Source organism: Bradyrhizobium sp. 63_E2_N1_3, assembly GCF_052076005.1.
Taxonomy (GTDB): domain Bacteria; phylum Pseudomonadota; class Alphaproteobacteria; order Rhizobiales; family Xanthobacteraceae; genus Bradyrhizobium; species Bradyrhizobium barranii.
In genome coordinates, this window is the sequence record NZ_CP197235.1 from 2,593,978 (window position 1) to 2,615,885 (window position 21,908).

Annotated in this window: 21 protein-coding genes; 8 read left to right on the forward strand and 13 right to left on the reverse strand. The window is 61.4% G+C overall.

Going from position 1 to position 21,908, the window contains the following annotated elements; translation table 11 throughout:
* Positions 1-114: 114 nt before the first annotated feature.
* The 3 genes from AB7531_RS11945 to AB7531_RS11955 all read left to right on the forward strand — a co-directional run bounded on the left by AB7531_RS11945 (position 115) and on the right by AB7531_RS11955 (position 3,769).
* Entirely contained in the window at positions 115-1,257 is a 1,143-nt protein-coding gene (locus tag AB7531_RS11945; RefSeq protein ID WP_135216462.1) for an HlyD family secretion protein, read from the forward strand.
* Positions 1,254-2,747 carry an MDR family MFS transporter gene (locus AB7531_RS11950; RefSeq protein ID WP_441279959.1) on the forward strand — a complete coding sequence of 498 codons (1,494 nt, stop codon included), beginning with the start codon at positions 1,254-1,256 and terminating at the stop codon, positions 2,745-2,747. Before AB7531_RS11945 ends, AB7531_RS11950 begins: the two co-directional genes overlap by 4 nt.
* A gap of 83 nt (positions 2,748-2,830) precedes the next feature.
* Entirely contained in the window at positions 2,831-3,769 is a 939-nt protein-coding gene (locus AB7531_RS11955) for an aldo/keto reductase (RefSeq protein WP_231142786.1), read from the forward strand.
* A gap of 44 nt (positions 3,770-3,813) precedes the next feature.
* Here the strand turns inward: AB7531_RS11955 and AB7531_RS11960 are convergent, their stop codons facing one another.
* Complete coding sequence (locus AB7531_RS11960; RefSeq protein WP_063981884.1) at positions 3,814-6,654, reverse strand: ATP-binding protein; 2,841 nt, start codon at positions 6,652-6,654, stop codon at positions 3,814-3,816.
* 291 nt (positions 6,655-6,945) lie between these two features.
* Between AB7531_RS11960 and AB7531_RS11965 the strand changes: the two genes are divergently transcribed.
* On the forward strand, positions 6,946-7,935 hold the full coding sequence (locus AB7531_RS11965; RefSeq protein WP_063981885.1) for a Bug family tripartite tricarboxylate transporter substrate binding protein: 990 nt from the start codon (positions 6,946-6,948) through the stop codon (positions 7,933-7,935).
* Positions 7,936-7,941: 6 nt separating this feature from the next.
* On the opposite strand, the gene AB7531_RS11970 is transcribed toward AB7531_RS11965, so the two are convergent.
* The 9 genes from AB7531_RS11970 to AB7531_RS12010 form a co-directional block, all read right to left on the reverse strand.
* Positions 7,942-9,102 (reverse strand): MFS transporter, encoded by a 1,161-nt coding sequence (locus tag AB7531_RS11970; RefSeq protein WP_063981886.1) that lies wholly within the window; start codon positions 9,100-9,102, stop codon positions 7,942-7,944.
* A 1,313-nt stretch (positions 9,103-10,415) separates the two neighbouring features.
* On the reverse strand, positions 10,416-10,676 hold the full coding sequence (locus AB7531_RS11975) for a hypothetical protein (RefSeq protein ID WP_084795022.1): 261 nt from the start codon (positions 10,674-10,676) through the stop codon (positions 10,416-10,418).
* Positions 10,677-10,793: 117 nt separating this feature from the next.
* Positions 10,794-11,057, reverse strand: a complete 264-nt coding sequence (locus tag AB7531_RS11980) for a hypothetical protein (RefSeq protein WP_080586857.1) — start codon at positions 11,055-11,057, stop codon at positions 10,794-10,796.
* A gap of 272 nt (positions 11,058-11,329) precedes the next feature.
* Positions 11,330-11,506: a hypothetical protein gene (locus AB7531_RS11985; protein WP_166086818.1), complete on the reverse strand. Its 177-nt coding sequence runs from the start codon at positions 11,504-11,506 to the stop codon at positions 11,330-11,332.
* A 201-nt stretch (positions 11,507-11,707) separates the two neighbouring features.
* On the reverse strand, positions 11,708-11,896 hold the full coding sequence (locus AB7531_RS11990; RefSeq protein WP_084795023.1) for a hypothetical protein: 189 nt from the start codon (positions 11,894-11,896) through the stop codon (positions 11,708-11,710).
* Positions 11,893-12,099: a hypothetical protein gene (locus AB7531_RS11995; RefSeq protein ID WP_084795024.1), complete on the reverse strand. Its 207-nt coding sequence runs from the start codon at positions 12,097-12,099 to the stop codon at positions 11,893-11,895. The genes AB7531_RS11990 and AB7531_RS11995 overlap by 4 nt, the downstream gene beginning before the upstream one ends.
* 533 nt (positions 12,100-12,632) lie before the next feature.
* Entirely contained in the window at positions 12,633-12,926 is a 294-nt protein-coding gene (locus tag AB7531_RS12000) for an HdeA/HdeB family chaperone (RefSeq protein ID WP_084795025.1), read from the reverse strand.
* Between the two features lie 25 nt (positions 12,927-12,951).
* The gene (locus AB7531_RS12005; protein ID WP_223153946.1) at positions 12,952-13,236 is read right to left on the reverse strand and encodes an HdeA/HdeB family chaperone; all 285 of its coding nucleotides are present in this window, start codon (positions 13,234-13,236) and stop codon (positions 12,952-12,954) included.
* A 185-nt stretch (positions 13,237-13,421) separates the two neighbouring features.
* Complete coding sequence (locus tag AB7531_RS12010) at positions 13,422-14,582, reverse strand: IS30 family transposase (RefSeq protein ID WP_063986193.1); 1,161 nt, start codon at positions 14,580-14,582, stop codon at positions 13,422-13,424.
* A 612-nt stretch (positions 14,583-15,194) separates the two neighbouring features.
* Here AB7531_RS12010 and AB7531_RS12015 point away from each other — a divergent pair.
* Positions 15,195-15,584 carry a nuclear transport factor 2 family protein gene (locus AB7531_RS12015; protein WP_157790253.1) on the forward strand — a complete coding sequence of 130 codons (390 nt, stop codon included), beginning with the start codon at positions 15,195-15,197 and terminating at the stop codon, positions 15,582-15,584.
* Between the two features lie 939 nt (positions 15,585-16,523).
* Here the strand turns inward: AB7531_RS12015 and AB7531_RS12020 are convergent.
* Complete coding sequence (locus AB7531_RS12020) at positions 16,524-16,658, reverse strand: hypothetical protein (protein ID WP_256376473.1); 135 nt, start codon at positions 16,656-16,658, stop codon at positions 16,524-16,526.
* 306 nt (positions 16,659-16,964) lie between these two features.
* Here AB7531_RS12020 and AB7531_RS12025 point away from each other — a divergent pair, with 306 nt between their 5' ends.
* Positions 16,965-17,222, forward strand: a complete 258-nt coding sequence (locus AB7531_RS12025) for a hypothetical protein (RefSeq protein WP_028154361.1) — start codon at positions 16,965-16,967, stop codon at positions 17,220-17,222.
* A 467-nt stretch (positions 17,223-17,689) separates the two neighbouring features.
* Positions 17,690-19,246, forward strand: coding sequence for an ISL3 family transposase (locus AB7531_RS12030; RefSeq protein WP_231142784.1), 1,557 nt, complete (start codon positions 17,690-17,692; stop codon positions 19,244-19,246).
* A gap of 145 nt (positions 19,247-19,391) precedes the next feature.
* Here the strand turns inward: AB7531_RS12030 and AB7531_RS12035 are convergent, their stop codons facing one another.
* Positions 19,392-19,787 (reverse strand): hypothetical protein, encoded by a 396-nt coding sequence (locus tag AB7531_RS12035; RefSeq protein ID WP_224580655.1) that lies wholly within the window; start codon positions 19,785-19,787, stop codon positions 19,392-19,394.
* Between the two features lie 146 nt (positions 19,788-19,933).
* On the opposite strand from AB7531_RS12035, the gene AB7531_RS12040 reads away from it, so the two are divergent.
* Positions 19,934-21,043 carry an IS630 family transposase gene (locus AB7531_RS12040; protein WP_231142782.1) on the forward strand — a complete coding sequence of 370 codons (1,110 nt, stop codon included), beginning with the start codon at positions 19,934-19,936 and terminating at the stop codon, positions 21,041-21,043.
* Here AB7531_RS12040 and AB7531_RS12045 read toward each other — a convergent pair.
* On the reverse strand, positions 21,026-21,751 hold the full coding sequence (locus tag AB7531_RS12045; RefSeq protein WP_371497583.1) for a L,D-transpeptidase family protein: 726 nt from the start codon (positions 21,749-21,751) through the stop codon (positions 21,026-21,028). The genes AB7531_RS12040 and AB7531_RS12045 overlap by 18 nt on opposite strands.
* Positions 21,752-21,908 lie beyond the last annotated feature (157 nt).

Genomic DNA, 21,908 nt, shown 5'->3' on the forward strand with positions numbered 1-21,908 from the left:
CCACACGTATATTTGTATGGATCGTTATAAAAATCAATGGCCGCGCGGCTTGATCGCTGCATCGGGGTACAATATTTGTAACGAACGTTAGTAAATGAGATAGGGACGAGGACGATGGGTTTGAACTTTGCGCCAATCGCCGGCTGGCTGGGCGATCGCAGCTTCCGCGGGAGCGAGGCCGCCGCGCTGTGGTTCGGAGCGGATCTTGCCAGGCGGCTGCGCCGGCCCCTGATGCTCGTGGTGCCCGCCGCGGCTGCCGTGTTCGGCGCCTTCATGTATCTGGCGCAGGAACAATTTGTCTCGACCGACGATGCGTTCGTGCGCGCCGCGAAAGTCACCATCAACGCGCGGGTGTCCGGCCAGGCGGTCGAGATCGCCGTGCGCGACAACGAGCGCGTCCGGCAGGGCCAGGTGCTGTTTCGAATTGACCCGGAGCCCTACCAGATCGCCGTCGATCAAGCCGAAGCCCGGCTCGGCAGCGCGCGGCTCCAGATCGACTCCCTCAAGGCGACCTACCGCCAACAGCAGGCGGAGCTGCAATCGGCGAAGGACTCGGCCTCTTTCGACGAGCGCGAGTTCGACCGCAAGAGGATGCTGGTCGCCTCCGACTTCACGCCGCGCGCGGTCTACGAGCGGGCCGAGACCGATCTCAAGGTCGCGCGCCATCGGGTGGCATCGATCGAACAGCAGATCGCCAATACGGTCGTCGCGCTCAACGGTGACCCCGACATCGATGTCGACCGCCACCCGACGGTCCGCGCGGCCAGGGCGCAGCTCGATCGCGCGCGGCTCGACCTCTCCTACGCCACGGTGAAGGCGCCCGACGACGGTATCGTGACCAAGGTCGACGATCTGCAGATCGGCGGTTTCGTCAACGCGGGCGCGCCCACGTTCTCACTGATGTCGAGCCGGGACGTCTGGATCGAGGCGAATTTTCGTGAGACGGGCCTGACCCACATGCGGCCGGGCCAGGAGGCGAGGATCGACGTCGACGCCTATCCGGATGGAAAATTCAAGGCGCATATCGTCAGCATGAGTCCCGGCACCGGGTCGGACTTCTCGATCCTGCCGCCGGAGAATGCGACCGGGAATTGGGTCAAGGTCGTGCAGCGGCTGCCGGTGCGCCTCGAGCTCGACGATTCCGATCCGACCCGGCCGCTGTTCTCCGGCATCAGCGTGACGGCGCGGGTCGACACCGGCCATCGTCGCAACTGGCTGCATCTGCTCCAGCCTGCGCTTGCGACGGAGGTCAAATGAGTACGACCCTCCCATCGACCGCGACCGGCGGTCATCATGCAATCTCGGCGGCCGCCCTGATGGCGACCTACATGCAGGCCGTCAACATTTCGATCCCGAACGCCGCGCTGCCGCACATCCAGGCCACGCTCTCGATGGCCAATGACGAGGTCGGCTGGGTGTTCTCCTCGTATATCGCTGCAAGCGCCGTGACCATGTCGATCACCCAATGGCTCGCGGGACGCTATGGCCGCAAGGCGGTCTATCAAGCAGCCCTTGCCGTCTTCACGCTTGGTCTTGTCCTCGACACGCTGGCGACGACGTCGATCCAGTTCGTGCTGGCGCGGATTCTTCAGGGCGCGGCCAGCGGACCACTTGCGCCGCTCTCATTGGCGATTCTGCTAGAGGCGACGCCGGCGGCGCGACAAGCGCGCATGGGCCTGGCATTGACGGTCTGCTCGCTGCTCGGCATCAGCACCGGCCCCGCTCTTGGTGGCTGGCTCAGCGAATATTACGGCTGGCCGTCGATCTTCTATGTCAGCCTGCCCATGACGGCCTTCATCGCCTTGACGATGGCGCTGTTGCTGGGCGCGAAGCGGGCAGAGCGGAGCCAGCCCTTCGACGTCTTCGGCCTGACGACCTTCTCCGCCGGCATGATCGGGCTGCAGATGCTGCTGGATCGCGGCGAGCGCCTCGAATGGTTCGCCTCGACGGAGATCTGGGTTGAAGCGATCGCCTCGGTCCTGGGATTCTATCTCTTCATCGTGCACGTTCTGACGAAGAAGGAACATTTTCTCCGCACGGCGCTGTTCAGGGATCGCAATCTCGTCCTCTCGACGGTGATCTCCTTTGCGCTCGGCTTCGTCCTGCTGCCGACATTGGCATTGACGTCCCCGATGCTGGAGGAGTTGCTCAACTACCCTGTCGATACCACCGGCTACATGAGTATGCCACGCGGCGTGGCGCTGGTGGGAGCGCTCGTGCTGACGAGCCTGGTTCCGGGACAGGTCGACTACCGGCCGTTCCTCATGGGTGGAATGGCGCTGGTGGTCTATGCCAACTGGCTGATGCTCGGCTATTCGCCGGCGATGGATTGGCGGCCGGTCGTCGAAGCAGGTTTCCTCCAGGGCGCAGGTCTCGGCATGTTGTTGCCGGCGCTGGTGAGGGCCGCGTTCGGAACGCTCGATCCGAAGCTTCGCCCTGAAGGCAGTGCGCTGATCAACCTGTCGCGCCTTTACGGCAGCACCATCGGCATCGCGGTGGTCCAGCTGTTCTTCTATGCCAACACTCAGGCCGTGCATATCGCGCTCGCCAAGCATCTCACGCCTTATCGTGTCGCGGCGAATGTCACGGGCCCGATCGGGAAGCCAGGCCTTGCCGCCCTCAACGGCATGGTCACGCGCCAGGCGGCCACGGTCGCGGTCATCGATCAGTTCGAGATCCTGATGTTCGCCATGCTCGTCGTGATCCCGCTGGTGTTCTTTCTTCGTAGGCCGCGTCCCGTCGGCTAACGCCGGAGAGTCGTGAAAAAGTGTCCGCAACCTCGATCGCTTGGTCCGCATCGCGCGGCCAGCAGTCAACAAGGAGTATCACCATGACGACCTCCGATTCACTTCGTTACACGAGAATTCCCACGCATGAGGCCGTGACGATTCCCGCAGTCGGATTTGGCACGCTCATTCCCGATCCGCACGTGACCCGGCAGGCCACCAGGGCTGCATTGGAGGCCGGATTTCGACATCTCGATTGTGCCGAGCGCTATCGCAACGAAGCGGCCGTCGGCGAGGCGATGCAGGATGCGTTCAAGGCGGGCACGCTTCGGCGCCAGGACCTGTTCGTTACGACGAAGCTATGGAACACCAATCATCGGCCGGAGCGGGTCAGGCCTGCCTTCGACGCCAGTCGCAGACGGCTGCAACTCGACGAGATCGATTGCTACATCATCCATACCCCCTTCGCCTTTCAACCCGGTGACGAGCAGGACCCGAGGGACGCGAGTGGCCATGTGATCTATGATTCAGGCGTGACGTTGGCGGAGACATGGGGGGCGCTAGAGCGCCTCGTCGACGAGGGGCACTGCAAGTCGATCGGGCTGTCGGACATCACCTTGGCGAAGCTGCGCGAGATCGTCGAGGTCGCGCGGATCAGGCCTGCCATGGTGCAGGTCGAATCGCATCCGTACCTGCCCGAATGGGACCTGCTCGACTTCTGTCGGGAGCATGGAATTGTGCTGCAGGCGTTTGCCGCGCTGGGACACGCCATGAAGCCGAACCTCCTCGCTGACCCCGTGATCACCGCCATCGCGGAACGCCTGCACAAGACGTCGGCTCAAGTCGCCCTGGCCTGGGCCGTCCAGCGCGGCACGGCTTTCCTGACGACCTCAACCAATCCTCGGCGGATCGAGGAAAACTTCGATATTTCGACGCTGCCTGAAGACGCCATGCGGGAGATGCGGGACCACATCACGACGAATGTCCGCTTCAACACAGTGGTCGAGACCGGCGTGCCCGGATTCATTCCGCGGGCAGGATGAGCGAGCGGTGTGGTACGAAGGCCGAAGGCCTTCGGCCGGCCTCGTCAAGTCCGGAGTTGCGCGATCAAATCGCGCGCGCTGCGGATATCGGCGATGCCGGCGCCCTCGCTGAACGGCCCGCATGCACGTTCGAGAATTACCAGGGCTTCTGCATTCTGGCCGGCTCCGATCATGAACCGCGCGAGGCTGATCGCCCCGCGCAGCTCCCAGAATCGCGCGCCCTGCTGGTTGGCAATGTCCATGGCCTCGCGAAAGCGCGCCTCGGCGCCCCCCGCATGCCGCGGGCTGTTGAGCAACAATTCGCCCTTGATGCGGATCAGTTCCGGCAGATACCACAGCTCCTGCCGGTCGTTGCAGCGGGTCAGGACGTCCTCGATCACGTCGAGGCCACGGTCGACCTGGTGGGCCTCGCCGGAGCACGCGGCGAGTTCGCCGAGCAGCGGAAGAAAGCGCGGCAGGAAACGCGCATCGCCGGCGCGATTGAGCTCTTCGCGCAGCAGCGGCAGGCCGGTTGCGACGTCGCCACGCCTTACGATGACCGCCGCGTTGAAGGCCCGTGCCCACAGGCCCCACAGCCGGATGGCGTGGCGCTCGGTGTGTTCGAGCAGCTCGCTGCCGTGGCGCTCCGCGGCCTCGAAATCGCCGGACCAGAAGGCGATCGGGCAGGCGGCTTGCCCCAGCACGCTACAGAAAGTCAGCGCGTGGCCGTTGGCACGACCTTCCTCGATGTTTCGGGTGGCGAGCGCCTGAGCCTGATCGGCGAGGCCCTGAAGCCACAGGATGCGGGCCCGGAAATATTGCGTCGATATCCTGAGGTCGAGCGGGAAGATCTTCGGCTTCTCCGCCAGCACATGCAGCGACGCGTTCACGCGGTCGATGCGCAGCCGTGCGTCGTTCTGATCGCCGAGATAATGCAGCGCCACCGCCATCAGCCGGTCGCCCAGCATGAGATCGGTCCTGTCCGGCGAGTTCGCCGCTGCATTCGCAAACCGGTCGGCGAGCGCACGGGCCTTGCCGAACTGTCCGTTGTTGAACTGGTCGATGCACAAGCCCCAGAGCGCGCGCAGCCGGAAGTCCTTGTCGTCGAGCCTGTCAGCCAGCTCCAGGGTCGTCTCGAGGATCGGACGCGCCTCGCGGGCGCGGCCCTCGCCATACATCAGCGACCAGCCGAGCGCCGACAGGAGTTGCATGCGAATGCGATCGTCGCCGCCGCTGTCGCCGAGCGCGGTGAGCGCCGTCTTGGCGCGCTCGCGGCATTCGGCGAACAGGGACAGGCGGACCCACAGCGTGACGGCAGCCGCCGTCAGCGCGATCCCGAGTGCGGCGTCACCGTCGGGCCCGAAGGCCCAGTTCAATGCGGCGCGCACATTGTCTAGCTCCGCGCCATAGATGCTCAGCCATTCCGGCAGCGGCGTCGATGTATCGGCCTCCGCGCGCTCGAAGAAGTCGCGAAAATGCTCTGCATGACGGCGCGCGAACTGACCGGTCTCGCCGAGCTCGTTCAGCTTTCCATGCGCATAGGTGCGTGTGGTGTCGAGCAGGCGATAGCGCAACGTTCGCGAGCCGGATGGCGAGATCAGCGATTTGGTGACGAGGCTGTCGATCGCCTCCAGCGTTTCGGACGCGCCGAGGCCGTCGCCGGCGGCTACCGCGGCAGCCGCCTCCGGCGCGAAGGGCCCGGCAAAGACCGACAGGCGTCGCAGCGTGGCACTCTCGGCGGGAGGTAGCAGATCGTAGCTCCAGTCGAGCGCCGCGGCGAGCGTCTGATGTCGTGGTACGGCGGTGCGCCGACCCCGCCACTGCAACGAGAAGCGGCTGTCGAGCAGCGACGCCGTGCCGGCAATACCGTACGCATTGACACGGCCGGCCGCGAGCTCGATCGCGAGCGCAATGCCGTCGAGGCGCCGGCAAATGCTCGCGACGAGCGGCGCTTCTTCCGCACTGAGCTGGAACGGACCCGAGCTCTGCGCAATGCGCTCGACGAAGAGCTGGGCCGCGGGGTAAGCGAGGACCTCGGCGACACCCAGGTCCTCGCGCTCCGGCGGGCAATCCAGCGGGAACAGGCGGAAAATCCGTTCGCCGTCGCTCCGGAACGACTCGCGGCTGGTTGCGAGAACGCGAAGCTGCGGTGTGTCGCGAACGATGCGCTCGACGAGCGGCGCCAACGCATCCAGCACATGCTCGCAGCTGTCGAAGATCAGCAAGGCTGGGCCGGTCTTCAGAAATGTCAGCAGGGCCGGCGTCGGATCCTCCGCGCTGATGGTCAGTCCCAGTGCGGAGGCGATGGTGGTCGCGATATGGCTGGCGTCCCTCAGCGGACCGAAGTCGACGAAGAATACGCGCCCGCCGAAATCCGCCGATCTGCGATGCCCGACGGTGACGGCGACGGCGGTCTTGCCGATGCCGCCGGGGCCGACCACCGTCATGAAGCGATGCAGCGAAAGCCCGTTCGATATCTTCTCGACGATCTCCTCCCGTCCGACCATTTTCGAGAGCGGCGAGGGAAGGGAACGGGGAGGTGCGATGTTCACGGCGGGCTGAGCGGCCGGCGGGGCCGCGTGAGCGAGCGAGGCGACAAAGCAGTAGCCGCGGCCGGGCACATTGACGACATAACGGGCCGACTTGCCGGTATCGCCCAGCGCCTTGCGCAGTGCCGCGACGTGGAAGCGCAGGCTGCCCTCGTCGACATTGACGTCGGCCCAGATGCGCTTGACCAGCTCTCTCTTGTCGATGACTTCGCCGGGGCGCTCGGCGAGGAAGATCAGAATATCGAGCGCGCGGCCGCCGACGTGAAGCGGCGAGCCCTCCTTCTCCAAGAGCCGCGACTTCGGAAATAGTCGAAATGGCCCAAAGGAAATGGCCGAGTCTTCGGTACGATCTGGCACGCGCCATTGCCCCCGCAACGGGAGTCAAAATGTATTACTTTTTGGTCTATCAGAACGAGGCGTACAGTAAACTGGCCGAAAGCAGTGGGCAGAGCTGGTAGCCCTGCGCGCATGGCTTCGATCGGTCGGTCCGCCGAAATAACCCTTAAGAAGTAAAGGGTTATGGTGACATGACAGGGCGATGACACCGGTGCCCTCACCCGGATGGCGCATTGACGGCGGTAGCAGATTGCTGAGACTGGATGGTTCGGGAGCCGGTCCCGCCTCGACATCGACTTCCGGAATTCGAACATGGCTTCCTTCTCGCGGCGACGATTCGTCCATGCGCTATCGGGCGCAGCGGCGCTGGCGGCGATCCCGCGCAGCGGACAAGCCGCTGATTATCCGTCTCGTCCCATTCGCCTGGTGCTTCCGTACGGAGCCGGCGGAGCGGGGGACCAGATCGGGCGTCCCTGGGTGGACAAGATGTCGTCGCTGCTTGGGCCGACCTTCGTGGAGTATATCGGCGGTGCGGGCGGCGCGATCGGGGCTGCGACGGTCGCGCGCGAGGAGCCCGACGGCTATTCGCTGCTGCTCGGCAATGGTAGCACCCAGGTCATCATTCCCCTGACCTCGAAAAATCCCGGCTATTCCGTCGACGATTTTCGCGCCATCTATCGCTTGATCAGCAGTGCACTGGTTTTCGCGGTCCATCCGTCGGTGCCTGCCACGGATCTGCGTGAGCTGATCGCCTACGCGAAGGCCAATCCGGGAAAGCTGTCCTACGGGACACCCGGCATCGGCACCGGCAATCATCTGGTTGGCGAATCCTTCAAGCAGCAGGCCGGCGGGCTGGATATCGTCCACGTTCCGTATCGGGGCATCTCGCAGGCAACCAACGACCTCGTCAGCGGTCAGATCTCGCTGATCATTGCCGTCATGTCCGTTCAATTGCAGCAACTGGCTCAAACCGGGAAAGTGAGGCTGCTGGCGGTCACCACCGAAACGCGGCTGAGCGGGGCGCCGGAGATTCCGACCGCCGTTGAATCCGGCATGCCCGACATCCGCTACGGGGGATGGTTCGGCCTGTTCGCGCCCAAGGACACGGACGATGCGGTCATCGACAAGATCGCGCAAGCGACACGTCTCGCCATGGCCGATCCGGCGCTTCAGGCAAGCTACCGCGCGCAGGGCATGGAGCCGGACGGCGATTCGAGCCCGGACAAATTCCAGCGTATTGTCGATGCGACGACGGCAAGCCTGGCGCCCGTGATCAAGTCGATCGGGCTGAGCAATTTGTGAGGCCGCTCAGGCCTCCACGCGCGACGTCTGCCGGCCCTCCGCCGTGACGATGCGGGCCGACAGCGTGACGAGACCCATCAGCGCGGCCAGAAGCCAGAATGCAGTCGGCAATCCGCCAAGGCGTGCGACGAAGCCGACGCCGGCGGGGCCGATCAGGATGCCGGCATAGCCGGCTGTCGTGATTGCGGCGACGGCGAGCCCCGTCGGCATCACCGTTTGCCGCGCCGCCCGGCGGAACAGCACCGGCACGAGATTCGATGCACCGAGGCCGATCAGCAGGAAGCCGCCGATGGCGACCGCCGCTACGGGCGCCATGAGTAGGACTACGAAGCCCGCGATTGCAATGATGCTGCCCCAGAACAATGTCGTGCGATCCCCGATGCGTGCAACGACAGCGTCGCCGCCGAGCCGCCCCGCGGTCATCGCGATCGAGAACACGATGTAGCCGATCCCGCCTTGCGTCTCCGAGACGAGGCCCGCGCCGATGACGAGCAGCGCCCCCCAATCGAGCATCGCGCCCTCGACGAGGAAAGTGATGGCGCCGAGCAGCGCTAGCAGGAGCACGGAGCCATGCGGCAGCACGAAGAGCGGTCCGTCCAGCACCTGCACCGAACGAAGCAGGCGCGGCCAGGCCGCCAGCATCGCGACCAGCATCAGCACGGAGCAGATCAGCGTGCAGGCGAGCGCGCCGAGTTGCAGCGAAAGCAGCGCAGTCATCAAGGCTGATCCCGCGAAGCCGCCGATGCTGAACAGCGCGTGGAAGCCGGACATCAGCGGGCGGCCCGCGTCGCGCTCCACCTCGACCGCGTGGATGTTCATGGCGACGTCGATGGAGCCGAGCGCGGCGCCGAAGGCGAACAGGGCCAGCGCCAGCGTTGCCGGCGAGCTCGCGATCGCCAGCAGGGGCAGCACCAGCGCCAGACCGAGCCCGCCCGCAATGATGATCGGCTTGCTGCCGTAGCGCGCGCTCATGACTCCGGTCAGAAGCATCGCGACGACCGAGCCGATGCCGAGGCTGAGCAGGAGCAATCCAAGAACGCCGTCATCGACGCCGAGCCGCGTCTTTGCGAACGGCACCAGCGGCGCCCAGCACGCGATGCCGAAGCCCGCGACGAGAAAGGCGAGCCGCGTCGCGAGGCGCGTTGCCGGCCGGTCGGCAGAATGCATGGGAACTCCGGGGAAGCAGTGGCGGGGCGATCGACAAGCCCTGAGATTGCCGCGCCTTTATGTCCGAGGCATGCTCGAATTGTCGCAGACTGTGCTCAACAACGGCGCGACGTCAACCTAGGTTCCGAAGCGTGTTGCGTTCGGGACGATATTCGTAAGCGCGCCGCCGGATTCGCGAGCGCGCCGCCGGGCCCGGCCGTCGGGCAAAACACCGGGTCATTCCGAGCTGCGCCGGTGTCAAGCCGCGCTTGCAAGAATATTCCACTTTACCGAAATTCGGAAATGGCGTATGTGTCGCCCATCCCGGCTCACCAAGAGGGGCGATCTTGTGTCGTCACGTGTCATGTGTCGCGAGCCGGGCTTGCGGTGGACGCGACAGCGTCGGGCGCGAGAGGTTAAGGGCAGGGCGGATTGCTCTCCGTGAGCCCAGAACTTCGTGCCGGATGAGCGGCGCTGTCAGGTTCGTCTCGTCTGTAAGTTTCCGGCTCCGTCGACAGGGCTGGAAAAACTGCGGCGAAATGGCGGGCCGTGCGTACGGCAAAACCGTGTGGTCCTTTCCGCAAGCGCTGTTTTCGGCCGGTTAAAAGCGGTGAAAGTACCTGAAACTAAAGGTATATTTCGGTTTTAGTCGCACTAACGAAAGGCCCGCCCGAACCTGCCGGGCCCTATCAGGCCCTAGTTTCACATCCTGCCGTTGGGCGCGAGTTGGAGTTCGGGAAGCTTAAGCCGCTCGAACGGCCTGAGGATCGCGGCGCGCCCCATGCGGTGGCCCTGCGATCCGCGCGCGCTGTACGGCCTTCCCGGGCCTGCGCTGCGGCCCGGTTGCCGTGGTTGGCCCGAATGAACGGACTACTTTTTCTGCTCGGTGGTGGTTGTAGTGGTCGGGGTGCCGTCGCGCGCGTCCCGTCGCTCGTCGCGTCCTGTGCGCCGGTCTTGACGCCGTTCTGTGCGTCCGGTCCGGCGTTCCTGGCGCCTTTCTGTTCGCCCGCTTCGCCGCTCCTGACGGCGCTCTGTCCCAGACATCGGCGCGTCTGCGGGCGGCGTCGTGGGCGTGGCGGGCGCCGTGGTGGTCTGAGCTTCCGCCTCTGACACCGCCAAAATTGCGGGCGAGGCCATAAGCCCAAACACGGCCGCGTATCCAAGGAAAGTGAGTGCGTTGCGACGACAGACCTGTTTCGGCTCCGAACGTTCACTCATCGTCAGGCTCCCGGTTGCTGTTGCCCCAGAGCATGGCACCTGAGGTCGAGAGCCGGCGCTTGATCTAGATCAAATAGGCGCAGTTGCACCCGGCAGCGTGCCAACGTCGTCAAAGATTACTTTTTGGTCGGCCCGCTGCTCTCATTTACTTCGTCAGCTTCAAGCCACGCTGGAATTTCCGGCGACGGGATTGACGTTCTCGGCAGGTGGGGGATCATGGTCCCCGCGGTGACGACCAATCCCTCGTTGAATTTGGTTCGCGCAAAATCCTTCGCTTCTGCTTCGGTTTCAAACGTCTTGGTTAAGCGCGGATGTCGCCGTCTTAACAGCGTGCCATCCGGCGGCACTTCAAAAGTGACGTACCAAGTGTGTTTCATGCCGTGATGCCGCCCCCGGTATCGGTCGCCTGCGCCCGCGCCGGGGGCGATAAAAAAGCCGCCACCGGGACGAAGCGGTGACGGCTTCTTTCTCGCTCGTGACCGCGAAACAAGTCTTTACCGCCCCGCCCCAACGCGATTGACGCCGCCATTTGCATTGCCACCGGCGTTATGACGGACCGCAGCGCGCGCCACCGGACGAGGCCTCAGCACGACGCCTGCCCGGGCAACGCAACCCACTGGATATTCAACGTACTGGCAGTACACGACCGCCTGGGCTGGCGCTGGATTGAGCGTGACACCTGCAAGCCCCAACAGGGCGCTAGCAGCAATCCCGGCAACAGTCGCTGACTTGATCGAAAGACGCTTCTCCGGATGCATGTTGGACCTCCCTCTTCGCGCTTGCGTCACTGAAAGGTGACGGGAGCCGCCTCAGGTGCGGCTGAACATGGCATGAGCGCTAAAGGATCGCTGACGTTGACCTAGATCAACGGAGGGTCTGTGCGCTGTTGCCCCTCCCGGTGTCCGCCCTATGGCCCGGCGCTGGCGGCGCGCTGTACGGCCTTCTGCCGGGCCTTGGCGGTGCCGTAGGCCGCCTGTCGCCGTTGCGGTGACGTGCTGCCGCGCTCGACGGGTGATGAGGCGACGCCGCGCTAAGGGTTCTCCTCGCTGTGTTCTTCGAGCAGCTTCCGGGTAGCCTTGATGCGGGCGGAGACGTTCTGAAGCGTTGCGTCCGAACTGATACCTTGCGAATGCAGGAGCATCCACAGGGCTTCGGCAAGGATGACTTGATTTTCTAAAATGGCGCGTTGGATTTTATCCATCATCATCCATGCTCCGTTGGTTGCCGTCCGCTGTCGGTCGCCTGTCCGCGCCGTGATGCTGGCGCGGTCGAGCGCGCGGCTTCGATCAAGTTGCAGATTTTGCGCTTTTGTCCCAAGAACAGAACTGCGCTTGCGTTGCGCGGCGGCTGGCGATGGTGACGCGGTGGCGCTGCCGGTGCGAGCCGCTGCCCGTGGGCACTGAGGGCGTTACGCCCGCTTCGCCGTCTTGGAAGCTTCGATCATCGCAAGCTCAACATGATCGGCAAGGCTGGTCAGATGCAGGGCCAACATATCGAACATTTCCCGCTTGGTCGGGACAGTGGCAAGATCGCGGATTAGCGCGGCCTCAGCAGCATCCTTCCGAAGCTTTTCAAGAGCCGCTTGATAATCCCTCATGGAGTTGCTTTGGGCGGCCGCTGGGCGGTTGACCCTAAGCTTTCGTTCAGCCAGTCCGCCGTATCGGCCCCGGACGCCTTGCGGAGCAGTTTGTCTTTTTCTGCCCCGGGGGGAAGAAGCGCCGCAACTTCGCGCGCCGTCTTGGCGAATGACGCAAGACGATCTTGCAGCGGCACTTGTTGCTTGAAACGACGCCGTTTCATGGCGCGCTCCTTTCTTCAAGAGGAAGGCGGGAAGCGCAACCGGCGTTCACATCACCGATAAGAGCCTATGACCGGGCGGTGATGCAGGACCAACACTCTTCGAGCAAGTCTGTTCCGGGCCCGCTCAGTCAAAGAGGACCGGGGCCATGACCAATCGGTCGTCAGGGTCCTGTGGAGGGCGCGAGTTCCTGCGGGGACCGCGCGACGGCCCCGCGCAAGCGTGTTTGCAATCGCGCAATCCCGGCTTTATTTATGCGAATTGGTACACAAATTCCGTGTGCGCCGATTGGCCATAAGCAGGCCGCAAACTGCGAATGTTTAATGCCCGCTTCAGCCGCGTGAGCGGACATTATCAGCCAAATCTGTCGAGTCCGAAAGGGGCCAACAAAAGGAGACGTATTGAAGCACGCGCGGTTATGCGCGCAACAATGAGGCGGTTGCGCAGTTCCAGTGGCCCGTTCAACTCTCGGTCGAGGAGTGGCAATGTGGCCGGCCAAGACTCCGGCCGCGACGCCGCCGTCGGGGCCCACAACCTAGCTGGCGCTTTTTTGAATGGCGGTTGGCAGCGTTTCGGATTTGTGCTTTTTGCAATAGGCGACAACTTTTTCGGAATTCTTTTGCAGGCGGTCGTAGTCCAAAACATTATTATTTGCAGCCGCGTTATAGTAGCCGCTCATGAAATACCTTACGAAATCTCGGTCTGCTGAACCGTATCCTAGCCAATTTCCGCAAGTGATCTTGTTCATGTCCAGCTTGATCTGAGCCGCGGCTGGCGCTGATGCCGCGCCTATCAAAATCACAGAAACGACAAGAGCCCTGCATTTCATAGCGATCCTCCAAAGTCCCGAGCCGTCAATTTTTGCCTACCGATTGTTGCAAACCATACATAACGCTTTCCGCCGGATGGTATTGGCACCATGCCTTTACGTTGGCGATATTTTGTTGATGCAAAGCAAGGTCCACAAAGGTCCTGTTGTTCTGATAACTGAACCAACCGCTCATCCAGGCAGAAAACTTATCTGACTGTGACTGCGGCATAGCAAGATATTGGCTACATATGATCTTGCCCATATCAATGGTTACCTGCGCATTCGCAACGATTGGAATTAAAGAGACAGCAAACGTCAGACTGATCAATCTACATCTCATCGAGGTTGTCCTTGATGCTGATCTACAGGGATCTGGAGAGGGCTGCTACTACAAGGACGCAAGAAAACGAAGTCTCGCGCCGCTCATGTTGATCTAAATCAACAGAAGTCCGCTTGGGGTCATTCGCGTCGTTTTGACCCTGCGCTGACTACTTCCGGTTTCCATCGGCCGGCTCAACCGGTCGACGCAACACAGGCATTAAATCTCTCTGCTGGCGTTTCAAATTGCAAGGTCTCACGTGGTCGTTCGTTTAGCTGACGAGCCACTTTGTTCAGATGGGCTTGCGAATGCACCGACAAGTCGGTGCCCTTTGGAAAGTACTGTCTGAGCAGGCCATTGGTATTCTCGTTCGACCCGCGCTGCCACGGGCTTTGCGGGTCGCAAAAATAGACATCGATGTTGGTCGCCATCGTAAAGCGCCGATGATCCGTCAGTTCCTTGCCCCGGTCCCAGGTCAGGGACTTATACAGCTCTTTAGGTAGCTTCTTCGCCTGCTTGATGAGCGCGTTGACTACAGTCCGGGTGTCCTTGCCTGCCACCCTGGCCAACATCACGTAACGCGTTTGACGCTCGACCAAGGTCGCGATGTAGGTGTTGTTCGGCCCGGACAACAGATCGCCCTCCCAATGGCCAGGCACAGCCCTATCTTCAACCGCAGCCGGTCGCTGACGGATTGAGACGGCATCCTTCATGTGTCCCCGTCTATCGCCATTCGGATCAACCGGCCTAGAGCGGCGCATCGAACGCCTCGATCGAAGATGACTAAGCAGCTCTTTCTTGAGCACGCCACGCGCTTGGACAAACAGGCTGCGGTAGATGGTCTCGTGTGACACCTGATTACACTCGTCTTCAGGATACGTTCTCTTCAGCCAACCGGCTATCTGCTCGGGTGACCAATCTAATCTGAGCTTCCTTGCCGCTGCCTGCCGAAGCCGCGGATTGGTCGCCAGCTTACAACATTTTGGACGACGGGATCGTGCCCAGGCATTCTCGTCCGCAAGTGTCGCCCGGTAGCGGTCATAGCCGCCATTGCGGCTCATTTCCCGGCTCACCGTCGATGGGGAGCGGCCAAGTAATTTGGCGATCGACCGGGCCGATTGATGTGCCGTAACGCCTCTGGAAATCACCTCGCGTTCCGCAAGCGTCAATGCCAGCCTGGAGCGACGCCGCTCCGCAGGACGAAACCCTCCATGCGGAGCAACTAGAAAATAGATCGACGATGACTGCTTACCAAAAGCTCGCCCGATCGCCTTCAGTGACTCCCCGCGCTTCCACCGGTCCCATAACTCCGTCTTTTCTGCCGCAGTGAAACCTCTATGAAATCTCCGTTCCATCCAACACTCCATCTTTTCCTCTAAGATAAAGTGTTGCGTCGATCAGTTGAGATCGCCATCCAACACCGGACATATCGTTGCACTAGGTCGCGGTCACTTGCCCTGCTGCTTGATCGCCCACAGCCGATAGGCTTCGGCCTCGTAGGCGTCCCGCTCTGTCGGCGGCGGGATCAGCTTCGCGCCTTCGCTGCGGAAGTGATCGAGGCCGCGCCCGAGCGCCTTGCGAAGATCTCGGCGCGCGCGCCAAGCTTACAGCCCATCGTGTGCCTCATCGCCGCTCCGCCGTCGCCGCTCTTTGCGCCTGCCACGTTCGGATTGAACGGAGTTGCGCGAGGTCGTCCGGGTCCTGTGAGGCGTGTAGAAAACGCGGGGACCGCGCGACGCCGGGAGGTCTGGATATTTGCTGCGAGAAAAACCGTTGTTGCAGTTGCAGGCGAAGGCGAACGTCCGCCTTGGCCTGACAGCGACGAACTTTCGCTCCGTATGAAAATGACGCTGGGCCCAAGAGGAGACATTTCGAGGCGACCGATTGGTTGCTATATTCGGGCTTTGTACTTCACCGTGACTACGATTAGTCCCGTAGGAGTGCTAACCCTTTTAGGGGAGACAACAATGGGCGATTTGAATTCGGTGATTATCCGCAAGGCCTACGAAGACTTTGCGATAGGAAGCATCCCCTCGGTTTTCGCGGTTTTCGACGCCGGCATCACATGGCACGTTCCCGGTCATAGTCCCCTATCAGGCGACTATACCGGTCACGATCAGGTCGGAGGCTTCTTTCAACGCACGATGGAGCTTTCGGGAGGCGCGTTCAGCATGGATGTGCACAATGTGCTGGCTGAAGACGATCTCGTTGTCGCCTTGGTTACCGTGAACGCAGAACGAAACGGGCTGTCCGCGTCGTTTCCGGAGATCCACGTCTGGCAGATGAAGAACGGAAAGGCGACCGACTTCCGCGAGTATCAAGGCGATGAGCAGCGGGAGGACCAATTCTGGTCTTGAGACGCCGTCATTTCCTCAAGCGATAGACGGCACAATGAGGGCGACGCTAAGATCGACGATCCTTCAAAAGCGGCGCGGCGCAACAGGAATGGCTGATGTCCGAGACCGTCACCGTTGATTGCCCTCATCGCCAAAGGGCTACGACCGTCAGCGCGTCGGGCCAATGACGCTGCACCTCGATTGCAGCCGGGCCTACATCGGCAAGGCGGCAAGGTGACGGCTTCCCGCTAGATCAGAGCCGCGTGGCTTACTTGCGATACCTGCGGCGGGAGCGGCGGCAATCGTCGCGCAGTGAAGCCGAGCACGTCGCGGCAATGAAAGCGTGTTTTCGAGAACGCTGCAATCTCCTCATGCTGTTGCCGAAAGGCAACTGATTTATTGTTCTTCGTTGAACTGTTCCATTTTGCGTTTACGCCGCAACAAACAGTTCTAGATTTGCGGTCTCCGGGCTGGGGCGTGTTTTACAACAGCGAATTTTCGAACCCGGAGGCTTTTCGAAATGATTTTGGAATTTCTCGCAATTCTTTCTCTCGTTCAGTTCGCCAACATGATTTCGCGACTGATCGGTCGGCGGCATGACGTACTCTCCTACGTTTCAAGATCAGGTCCTCACCGGTAAGCGTGGCTAAAGCGTCACAAAAGCGAAAGCGGGATGGCCGCTCCGCCCGTGGCACAGTCTGGCTCTGATCGTCTGCTACTTGAAGAGTTTGAGCTGCCTTGTGTCGAGGGGCCTCCTTGAGGGGCGCGGTGGTGGCGTGAGTGTTCTGGTCGTCTCTCGAATGAGCTACTCGCTCGTTCTGGTAGAACCCAAGGGGACATATCCCCAGCTTCCGGACTGAGGCTCAAGCCACCAATGCTGACCTGCATTTGAATACCGACGCAATTCGAGATCGGTCAGTTGCAGAAGCCGCCATGGTAAGATCGCTCGTCACTTCCCGCTCACTGGGACCAATCCATATAGAGCGTGATGCCGATCATGATCAGCGAGCCGATCGCGACCGCCACCGGGCAGATAAACGGCAACTCCTCCAGAACGCCGACAACGACCGCCCGAACGCGGAGACTTCTCTTCATGTGCGCAAAGCGCGAGCCTGCCGCACCCATCGGACATCCCCGTTTGGCCCCCAGCAGCAGCGGTCTCACTCTTCAGCATCAAGTGATCTTCGGCTATCGCCCATTCGGATGTATCCGTGAGTGAAGGTGAAGGAACTCTTGCTAGTCCGTTGGTGACGTGTGTTGCCGAGGCGGGCTCAGGAGGGAATGAGCGAGCAGATTGCGCCCGTTGACCAGCCACGCAGGTTTGATTGAACATCGCGCACACCGTGGCCGTTGATGGCATCCCTGATGGTACGCCGTTCGAACGACTGGGAATATCGCACCATGTGGAACTGGATGATGCTAGGGCTAGAAAGCAATCGCGTGATCGGACTTCGGATCGCGAAGCTGATGCGCGGCGGCAAAGCGGCTCAACGAGAAGCCCAGCGCATGGTGAGTGAAAAGGTCTTGGCGGCGGCGAAGGCCGGTACAAGCCTGATGGCTGGCGCATCTGGAAACAAGATTGTTGAGCAGTATCGAAGAAAGGTGGCGGCAAACGCCAAACGGCTCAGCAGCAAACGGATACGGCGCAGACGAAAATGACGCGGGCCTCTCGGACACTTGCTCTGCTGCTTGATCGCCCACAGCCGGTAGACTTCGTCCTCGTAAGGATCGTCGCGGTCGGTGGCGGGATCAACCTCGCGCCTTCCTTGCGGAAGTGTTCGAGACCGCGGCCCAGCTTCTCCCGGCGAGTGTGTGTTGATCGTTGGCCCGGTCGGGATCGTCGGCGCGTAGTCCTCAAGCAAGGATCGAAGCCGATGGCGGCAGTGAAGTGGTAGCCCGCGCGGGACTTCGGCGCGCACGCCATCATGCGGATCGCGATGCCCCACCATCAGGCGGGCTTCGCCGATCGATAGCGCTCCCTCGACTTGCGCCAATGCCGTCGCGACGAAGGGGGCGACGTGCGGCGCGGGCAATGGTTGTCAATCGGCCTGTAAATATGGCTCTGACTCACTTTTGATGCAGTTCGAGGGATGTCTGGCGCTTTGATTTGGGGGAGAATCAGCGCCATGCAGCAGGCACTCCAGCGCTCCAGTCTGGTGCCGAGTGGATTTGTTGTAGAGAGTGCGTACTACGAAGGTGATAAGGCTGTTATTGCGGTCCGGGCGTCGGGAAGCATTGGTCTGTGCCCATCTTGCGGAACGGTTTCCCGACGCGTCCATAGCCGATACCGGCGTCGTGTGACTGATCTTCCCCTTTCGGGGCGGATCGTACAGCTTCTGGTGATTGCTCGTCGCTTCCGTTGCGGCGCCGTCCTATGCGGGCGCCAAATCTTCACCGAGCGCTTCGCCGAAGGGGTGCTGGCACCGTCGGCGCGACGCACGGCAAGGCTGGACTCTATCGTCCATCACCTCGGTCTGGCACTTGGCGGTCGACCGGCAGCAGGCTTCGCAAAACGGCTAATGCTGCCGGTGAGCAAGGATACGTTCCTTCGCGTGGTCCGACGCCGTAGCCGTCCGCCAGCTGATCCGCTCAGGGTCATCGGCATTGATGATTGGGCCTGGCGGCGCAACCACAGATACGCCAGCATCATCTGCAACCTGGAGCGGCGCCGAGTAGTCACCCTGCTCCCGGATCGGGAGCCCGCAACTGCCCAAGCCTGGCTCGCTGCTCATCCCACGATCGCGATCGTTGCCCGTGACCGTGGTGGGGGATATGGCGAAGCGACAGTAAGAGCCTTACCGCATGCGGTACAGGTTGCAGATCGTTGGCATCTGATGGAGAACGCCAGTCGGGCCTTCCTCGATGCCGTTCGCAAATCGATGCGCCAGATACGCACAGTGATCGGCGCGACCACGATTGATCCCAAGCTGCTAACAGCCGCAGAGCGGATCCAGTATGAGGGTTATCTGCGCCGCGAGGAGACCAATGCGGCTATCCTGGCTCTGTCGAAGAATGGCATACCCATCAAGCAGATCGTGCGTCAGACTGGTCACAGCAGGCAGCTGGTACGGCAGGCGATTCGCGGCGAACGACACGATGTCTTCCGGACCCGGCAAAGTTCGTTGGACTTACACTTGCCGTGGCTCGACGATCAGTGGGCGTCCGGCTGCCGAAACGGGGCTGAACTTTGGCGTCGTTTAACGGCGCGTGGCTTCAGAGGCTCGCTCCGCGTCATCAGCGAGTGGGCGACCCGCAGACGAAGGGCTGAAAAGCCCGACGCACGAAACCTTCAGCGGATTCCATCGGCCAGAACGATCGCGCGCCTCATGACAATCGGCGGAGATCTGCTCACGAAAGCAGAGACCGTCACGGTCGCGGCAATCGAAGCTGGCGTACCATCCTTGGTCGAGGCTCGCGAGATCATCGCCGAATTCCACTTGATGATCCGACGCAGAGCCGAAGCAGGGCTCACGCCGTGGATCGACCGCGCCCGCGCCAGTCTCGTGACTTCCTTCGCCAGCGGCGTCACGAAGGATGAAGCGGCGGTTCGGGCGGCAATCACTTCGCCCTGGTCCAACGGACAGACTGAAGGTCAGATCACCCGCCTCAAGCTCGTGAGAAGGCAGATGTACGGTCGCGGGAAAATCGATCTCCTTCAGGCCAGGCTAATCGGTGCAGAATAATCGGAGCTGCACCAAAATTGCGTCAGAGCCTAAATATTGCAGGCCGAATGACAGCGGAGGTCAAGAATCTTGCACCAGATTTGCGGTCGAACAATTCCAGCGGGTTGCGCAGCGGCATCGTATGTCGGTGGGTTGCGCCGCCGCATCAATGCGTTACAACGATGAAATCCGTGTCTTTTCCCGTCTCGTGGCTAAATCCGTCGTCGGAAATAATCAATGAAGAGGCCGGCGTCAGAAGTTTAGAGATCCTCTCAACGGTATCCCGCGGTATTTCGATGCGGTTGAGGACAGCGTTGGCTTTATCGGGAGACGGTACCGATAGGGCGGTTTGCTTCACGGGCGCTTCGCGTTCTTTTGTGGCATCCTCGATGCGAGGAAATTCGTCCGGAATCGACACGACGGTCCAGCGAATAGCCGCTCCCTCGCTCTGGAATTCCATTGCAGTAAACACGTGCGTTCCAAGGGGCTCCTCCGGATTTTCGATCTTGACCGCAACATCAAACAACGGCGAGAAGCCCTGACGCACGAAGAGCTTGCTCAACTTACGACTCACGAAGACGGAGATCGGGGCCATCTTTCTGGGTGTGCCTTCAGCGGCAGCCGAGTTTGGAACCTGGAGACTAGTCATCTGGAACGCAAGTTCGCCACATTAGTTGATAGCTCGAATCTCTACAGAGGAGAGAGCTCGTGGCGAATGCAGGTGAACGAGGCCGGCCGATCGCGCCGTTGGTGCTTAGTCCGCAGGAGCGGGCGTACTTGGAGAGGCAAGTTCGTCGTCATCGCGTTGCCCGATCGCTATCTGAGCGCTGCCGCGCGATCCTGCGGTGTGCGGATGGCTTGCCAAGCAAGTCCGTGGCTGCCGAACTCGGCCTCCACGAACACACCGTTGGCAAGTGGCGTCGCCGATTTTTGAAGGATCGCTGTGATGGCCTGCTTGACGAGGCCCGCCCTGGCCGCCCTCGAACCATCAACGACGATCAGGTTGCTGAGGTAATTGAGCGGACATTGCGTACAACGCCACCCGACGCGACGCACTGGTCGATCCGCTCAATGGCTGAGGAAACTGGCTTTTCCCACACCACGATCCGCCGAATGTGGATGGCGTTCGGCCTGCAGCCGCACCGCAGCCAGACATTCAAGCTGTCGAGCGACCCGCTGTTCGTCGACAAGGTCCGCGATATCGTCGGCCTTTACCTGTCCCCACCGAACCGAGCCCTTGTCCTCAGTATCGATGAGAAAAGCCAGATCCAGGCCCTGGATCGCGAGCAGCCGGTCCTGCCGATGATGCCGGGCGTACCGGAACGGCGCACGCACAGTTATGTGCGGCATGGTACGACCTCGCTGTTTGCCGCGCTCGATGTCGCCTCGGGGTTCGTCATCGGCAAATGCTATAAGCGGCACCGGGCAGTCGAGTTCTTGAAGTTTTTAAAAGGGATCGATGCTCAAGTTCCTGAAGGCCTCGATGTCCATCTCGTCATGGACAACTACGCCACCCACAAAACACCTAAGATCAAAGCGTGGCTCGCCCGTCGGCCGCACTATCATGTCCACTTCACGCCGACTTCCGCGTCATGGATCAATCAGGTCGAGCGCTGGTTCGCTGAACTCACCAGAAAACAGATCCAGCGAGGTGTTCACACCTCCGTCAGGCAGCTCGAGGCCGACATCCGTACCTTCATCGACCTGCACAACAGAAAACCGAAGCCATTCAAATGGACCAAGTCCGCAGACCAGATTTTGGCTTCCGTCAAACGCTTCTGCTATAAAGCTCAGCGGACTTTATGTGGCGAACTTTAGATTCACGTGACTAGTGGCTTCTGGAGTCTCGGTCTTGGACACCGGTGATCCATGCGTTGCCGCGGCTGTGCTAACGCTCTTACCCACGACTGTGGCAGCCTGAAATTCCGGCGAACCGGACACTGCTTTCGGCTTAAAGAGGTGCGGACTGGTTATCTCGACCGGCTGGACATCGTGGTGCGCAATGATCACGCGCGTGCCGCGCTTCGTGAGATGCCAGAGTCGAATGGCAAAGTCATTTTTCAAACGGATGCAGCCGTGTGACGCCGGATGCCCAGGCACGACACCGGCATGCAACGCAATCCCTGACCAGGTGATGCGCTGCATGTAGGGCATGGGGGCAGAGCTATAAATATTTGAGCGGTGCCATCGTTGTTTGCTGATCACGCTGAATACGCCCAGGGGTGTAGGATGCCCCTGAGTTCCCGTGGACACCATCGAGCGTGCGATCAATGCCCCGTTGTCAAAAAGCGAGACCCGTTGGTCAGCGATCGAGATGATGATCTGGAGCGGGCCCTTCGGAGGGGCCTCAGGCCGAGCGTTCTTCGCAGATCCAGAGTTTGTCTGCCGGTGATAGTGCTTGTGTTTGAACGGAGCGTAGTGGCCTGGCCAGAACCTGTCCTGCGGCCAAAACGGAAACTGAGCGTGTGCGATCCCTGTAGAGAGCATGAAAGCGGCGAAAGCTATTATTGGAGTCTGCCTCCTCATTCAGTGCCTCATGCAGTGAAGTTGCATGCGAGGTCCAACGCAAGAAGCGTGGCGTTACCGACCATAGCCTCGTCTTCAAATCTGGTCGCAGTGGGTCGAAAATTGGACCAATTCCAATGACGGGGCCAATCTGCCGGAAGAAGACAATCGGCAATAG